The sequence below is a fragment of the Pseudoalteromonas sp. Of11M-6 genome (genome assembly GCF_022347905.1).
In the GTDB taxonomy this organism is placed as follows: domain Bacteria; phylum Pseudomonadota; class Gammaproteobacteria; order Enterobacterales; family Alteromonadaceae; genus Pseudoalteromonas.
On the sequence record NZ_JAKRFW010000095.1, the window covers coordinates 1 to 5,804 of the forward strand.

Genomic DNA, 5,804 nt, shown 5'->3' on the forward strand with positions numbered 1-5,804 from the left:
GATTCGGTAAAACGTGATTTTTTCATAGTTAGTCTCCTGCTTTAATGATTGCAGAAAACTCCAATTATGCATGTCTCATTTTATGGGAAGGTGACACTAAAACAAGAAACTTTTGAGATTAGCAAACAAAATTATAAAGTGATGGGAGAGACGCAAGAGGCGTTTGCAACCACCTTAAGCGAGTTTGAAAAATTTAAAAAAGAACAAAGTAGCTTAAATCCAGAAATTGATTTGAGTTCTTTAGATTTATCGCAAGAGGAAGATGGCACACTAAAGCTCGTTGGTGGAAGTGTAGACGGTAAATTGCGTGAGGATCTTGAGTCTATAATTAACGAAAACAATAAGCTAAAAAATGCCTATGAACAGGTACATGAAGGACTTGCACAAATTGTTCGATTCTCTGGTGCAGATCGGCAAGGCATCGAAGCAAAGGACCTTTATGGCAATATTAGGTTGAATGAGTTAAGTAAAAGCTTCGAAAACCAATTCCATGATACGGGCTTTGGTCAGGATTATCATACACTTGAGGACAAAGTGAATAGCCACCCAATGCTGTTTGCAATGAAAATGAACGAGGCAATATATCCTAGAATTAACATAAATGTGTAATTGAGTATCGATAGCTAGGGCAAGTCTCACATTTTGTATGACGCTCAAAAGTTGAAGATAGTGATGAACGGGCGCAACTACAATACTCCAGAGTCTAAAATATTAGAGACTGCTTGTGTAAAGCCAATCGGCAAAAATTCGTTAAAATTAAATTCACTTATAAACTATGACGTTAATAAACTTTGTAGCAGAATCTAAAGCTCTATAACCATGCTTTTGCGCAGCACTAAACTTGGTTTTCTGATCAGTTTTAAGGAGATGCCAAACACCGTCATAAAAAACTTCAAGTTGACCTTCTAGAACATGAACAAGCTCTTCTGCAACATTATCATGCGGCTCTCTTAAGTGTTCATCATTTGGAATGAGAGAAATGACAAACACCTCGGTATTTTTGCTCCCGTTAGATGAATAAACAGGAGCAAATATAGAGCCTTCTTGGTTGATAGAGTTATTCGAATTCTGCGGGTCGCTCGGATCAAGTAACATTGTGTACTCTATGCCAATACCCTGCGCCAACTTCCACAATAATTCAACTGTTGGACTAGACTCAAACCTTTCAATTTGTCCTAACATCGCCTTGGAGATGCCGGTCATGTTGGCCAATTTATCTAGGCTTAGGCCTCTCTCTTTTCTGATGTCTTTTAATCTAACACCTAGGTTTTTGGAAATTTCCGATTTAACTTTCATTATATTGTGCGTTATTGCGTACAGTGATATTGTGTGCACTATAACGCACAATGCAGCACTTATCTATTCAGAAGGGAATTACATGCCTAGTAAAACTTTTGTTTGCTTCGTTTATTTACTTTGTGTCATCAGCTCTGTCAGTGTAGCGTCAGAATATACGCCTTTAGACAACTTTATCGTTAAAGCCAAATCCGTGACCAAGTCGGCTTCAGGCACATCCGTTGTATTGATTAAGGATGGTAAAATTACTCACGAAGTTCACGTTGGTATGACGAATGTTGAAAAGCAGATCCCTGTCGATACAAATTCGGTTTACTACTTCGCTTCGACAACTAAAGCGATAATGGGGCTGGCGACATTACAGGCTGAAAAAGAAGGTTTGCTTTCTAAGGACTCTACCTTGAGGCAGCTATTTCCAAACGTTAAGTTTTCTTATATCAATCCTGACAACTACTCAGTCAGAGACTTATTGTCTCATCGCTCTGGATTAACCAATGACGCGATGACATGGACTTTTTCTTACACTGGAAACCATGATAAAAAGCAACGAATTCATTTTGTTTCCTCGCTAAAACAGCACCCGAAAATTAAAAAAGATGAGTTTGGTTACACAAACCTTGGGTACAATCTTTTAGCAATATGGTTTGATGAGAACTATGAAGGGGGATGGACAAATGCGATTAAAGATCTAGTGCTTTCACCTGCAGGAATGAAAAATTCAACAGCAGATGTTGATCAAGCAAGATTGCAAAATTGGCCTATTCCAAGCCCATATTCATATAAATTCCGAAGTGGTCAATCTGAGATTTATATGAATAAAAACAATGCGACTTTGTATTCAGTGGGTATTTTTGCCAGACCAAATGATTGGGGTAAGTTGATAACCCACTTGTTACCAATAAATGCAGAGCGCTCAGCGTTTCCCAAGTCGGTTGTAAGAGCGTCTCAACAACTACTGATTAGTGATATTGATAGCTATTTTTCCGGCTATGGATGGGGATGGATGCACTCAAAAGTGGCTGGTGAAAGTGTGTTAATGCACACTGGAGGGTTTGATGGCGCTTCTGTTCAAGTATCTTACGCTCCCGAAAAAAACCTTGGTGTCGTTGTTGTTCATAACGAAAGTGGGCTCATTGCAAATGAGTTAAATGGCAGAATAACTGAAATCGCTTATAAAATGTTAACTAATCAAGATGTGAGTAAGCTTATTGAATTCCACCAAGAGGAGATGACTGATCTTGCTGTTTATGTTGAAAAAGCAAAGGCAGCAATTGCCGCTAAAAGAGAAGACTTGTCAAAACGCCGGAGCATATCACCTTCGCTTAAATTATCACTTGAAGGTGTATACGAAAACACGGATGTTGGACAGTTGACTATTAAACAGAGAGACAGCGATTTACATCTTGCTTGGGGGGATTTACAGAGCAAGGTTTACAGTGGACAAGCAGATAATGAATTTATAGTAGAACTTAGACCGGGTAAGTTCTACGAACTAACCGCTGATAAAAGCATGTCCGTTATCGAATTAAAGGATTGGCAATTCCAAAAAGTTAGGTAATTCAGAGGTAAGGTTAGTTGCAATCTAGATGCAAATTAGTGTGACAACGCCAAAGTTGTGTAGCGGATATGCCGACAGCCCCTTTTGGAGCTCACATTAGCGTAACAGCAGCTCCAATTCCAATTCCAACCCCAAAGCTTGTATAGAACTAGTGTATATAGTCATCAATTAGCTTGCGCCAAGCATCGGGCTTACCGTAATAGGCAGTATGCGGAAGCTTTACGAACGTCTCATGCTTTTCAAGGATAAGGGTTGGGTAGCCAGTAACTTGAAGCTTTTGCATTAATAGACGGCTTTGCGCGATTTTTGTTTGCTCAGCACCTTGATTTGCCAGCATAGCTCGTTGCCAGTGGTTTTTATCTAGCCCAAGCTCTACTGCGAGTCCTTCTATGACCTCAGTTCGGTTAACCTGTTTGCCGACTACATAGTGGGCATGCTGAATAGTTTTAAGCATGTTAAGTGGCGCTATGCCCAATTGCTCAGCGGTTATGATGGCACGAGCGGTGATGTATGAGTCAAGGATCATCGACTCGTTACTATTCACCCTTTGGATGTAACCTTTGCCAAACTGCGCGCCTGTTATGCTGGCTATACGCGCATCACTTGTGAGAATGTGATTGCGGAACGCTTTCTCTATAGATTGGTTGGCAATCATACCTCCAGGATGCAGTTCAAGCTTGAGGTCACTGTTGGCCGCAATCGCATCCAACAGTGAAGTCGCACCGTAACACCAGCCACACATGGGGTCGAAGAAGTAGTGCACTTTTACCATTTCATCTCTCCCATATGTACCTTAGCACCAATACCCAACGCCATCGGTAATCCTGCATCAGGGTAGCGTACAGACATACTATCAATCAGTTCAGCGCTATTTTTGCTGCTGCTTTTTGCCTGACTAAAGTCGCTTAAATACTGCTGCGAGTAGCTTATGGTACTTGAATCAAGTTTGGTGCCTGCTTTCATGTGACCAGGTATTACAACCTCTGGCTTCAGTGCTTTTAACTCTTTTAATTGGCGACTCCACGCTTGTTGACTGCGTTGGGATTGTGCATCGGCCATCCATAAGTGCACATTACCGTAGACTGCAACATTGCCCAGAACCGCTTTACTTGACGGGATCCATAAGTAGGGGCGGTGTGCCAGCTCAGATTGCGTGCCGTGGATCTCTATTTTGTGCCCATCTACAAAGAGTGTATTTCCCTCTACAACCATTGGAATGTATGGCTTAACAGGTGCATTTTCCCCCATTTTTGGTGTCCAAAATGCTAATTTACCCGCGAGCTTTTCTTCAATCACTGCTTTTACGGCAGCTGTGGTTAGGATCTTAGCTTCTGGGAATAAAGTGTGTAGCACTTCCGCGCCAAAGTAATAATCCGGATCGGCTTGGCTGATAAAAATCGTCTTTAAGGTTTTGCCGCTGTCGAGTACTTTGGCTGCTATGCGTAGAGCATCCGCTTTGGTAAAACCTGTATCTACGACCATCACTTCACTCTCGCCAATCACCAGTGTTGAGTTAACGTGGAAGCTGTTTTTGTCAGCGTTATAAATATCCAGTGTAAGTGGGGCGGTGTTTGCTGCCATCGCATTGCTTGCTAATAAAATCGATGCTGCTATCAATGTTAGGTGTTTCATATCTTTTGCCTCAATAGGTTTAGTACGGCGCAGATGATATGAAATTGATAGGCTCAGAAAAACATGCCAAACTAAACATCATTGTTTCATAAATCGAGCAAATAAATGGATAGACTCACCGCTGCTAAGGTCTTTGCCGACGTTGCAATCACAGGTAGCTTTACCGCGACGGCTGACAGGCTAGATATGTCTCGCCCTATGGTAACTCGGTACATTGAAGCAATGGAAAGCTGGCTAAACATTCGTTTATTACATCGCACCACGAGAAGAGTGTCTTTAACGACAGCAGGGGAGTCCTGCTTGGAAGAAGTAAGACAGTGGCTGAGGCAAGCTGACACCATAACCGGCTTGGCGAATACTAGCGGAAAACTGTCTGGTACGGTTCGACTAGCAACCAGTATGTCTTTTGGCTTTTCTCAACTTGTGCCCGCTATTCAACAGTTTATGTCAGCACATCCTGATGTGAATATTGATATTGATTTGCAAGATTCTGTGGCCGATCTCACTGAGAGTCAGATAGATCTTGCTATTCGTATTGCCTCTGCACCGGACCCTTCTTTGATTGGTAAATCAATTGCAGTATGTGACTCTGTTATTGTGGCGTCGCCGCAGTACCTTACGAGTGCAAGTGAAATCACAAAACCTGATGACCTAGCTGAGCACTTATGCCTTGGGTATAAGAATTTTCAGCAGCATATCTGGCATTTGCGCAAAGGTAACTCACAACAGTCGGTAGCCGTAAATTGTCGTTTAACTGCGAACGAAGCGACGGCCTTAATGCACGCAGCGTTAAATGGCGCTGGTTTGGCAATTCAACCCACTTATTTGGTTAACCGCTACATCAAATCTGGCGAGCTTAAGCCGGTACTACCTGATTGGAAGCCAAGCGATATGAATATATACGTGCTCTATTCTTCGAGAAAGTATATGTCTCCAACCGTGAGGGCATTGATAGATTATTTGTCGCACTATTTTGCCAACACGCCATGGTGAAACTGCAAGTATCTTAAGAGTTACATCTTAATGTTGTTACGTTACTAGCTCGTTTGCTCAGATGAGTGGCTAACACGACGAGTGTTTTATTATCGCTATATTTCTCAATTACTTTTTACTTAAAACTAAGCCCAGCTAGTTGCTGGGCTTGACATACTTAACCTGAGGTTTGGATAAGGAATGTTCCAACTCATTGTTTCTAAAGAACAGCTTAGTTTTTTCCTTTTCTAGCCAGAGAGTTTTAGGGAAAACACCGCTTCCGCGTCCTGCTCTCGCTAAGGTACCTACATCCTGTAGGCAAGGCGAATTTACGCACCAATAGCTG

General features: G+C 41.9%; 6 protein-coding genes. 3 read left to right on the forward strand and 3 right to left on the reverse strand.

The genetic code is table 11. The features are described from left to right. Positions 1-90 precede the first annotated feature (90 nt). On the forward strand, positions 91-609 hold the full coding sequence (locus tag MHN32_RS23200) for a hypothetical protein (RefSeq protein WP_239422938.1): 519 nt from the start codon (positions 91-93) through the stop codon (positions 607-609). A gap of 153 nt (positions 610-762) precedes the next feature. On the opposite strand, the gene MHN32_RS23205 is transcribed toward MHN32_RS23200, so the two are convergent. Then, entirely contained in the window at positions 763-1,296 is a 534-nt protein-coding gene (locus MHN32_RS23205) for an XRE family transcriptional regulator (RefSeq protein ID WP_017216057.1), read from the reverse strand. Between the two features lie 82 nt (positions 1,297-1,378). Between MHN32_RS23205 and MHN32_RS23210 the strand changes: the two genes are divergently transcribed. After that, the gene (locus MHN32_RS23210) at positions 1,379-2,854 is read left to right on the forward strand and encodes a serine hydrolase domain-containing protein (protein ID WP_174170052.1); all 1,476 of its coding nucleotides are present in this window, start codon (positions 1,379-1,381) and stop codon (positions 2,852-2,854) included. Between the two features lie 148 nt (positions 2,855-3,002). On the opposite strand, the gene MHN32_RS23215 is transcribed toward MHN32_RS23210, so the two are convergent. Both MHN32_RS23215 and MHN32_RS23220 read right to left on the reverse strand, forming a co-directional pair. Further along, complete coding sequence (locus tag MHN32_RS23215) at positions 3,003-3,626, reverse strand: DsbA family protein (RefSeq protein WP_239422939.1); 624 nt, start codon at positions 3,624-3,626, stop codon at positions 3,003-3,005. Then, a complete protein-coding gene (locus MHN32_RS23220) occupies positions 3,620-4,486 on the reverse strand; it encodes an MBL fold metallo-hydrolase (protein ID WP_239422940.1) in 867 nt (288 codons plus the stop codon). Before MHN32_RS23220 ends, MHN32_RS23215 begins: the two co-directional genes overlap by 7 nt. 105 nt (positions 4,487-4,591) lie before the next feature. On the opposite strand from MHN32_RS23220, the gene MHN32_RS23225 reads away from it, so the two are divergent. Next, positions 4,592-5,479, forward strand: coding sequence for a LysR family transcriptional regulator (locus MHN32_RS23225; RefSeq protein WP_239422941.1), 888 nt, complete (start codon positions 4,592-4,594; stop codon positions 5,477-5,479). The last annotated feature ends 325 nt before the right edge of the window (positions 5,480-5,804 follow it).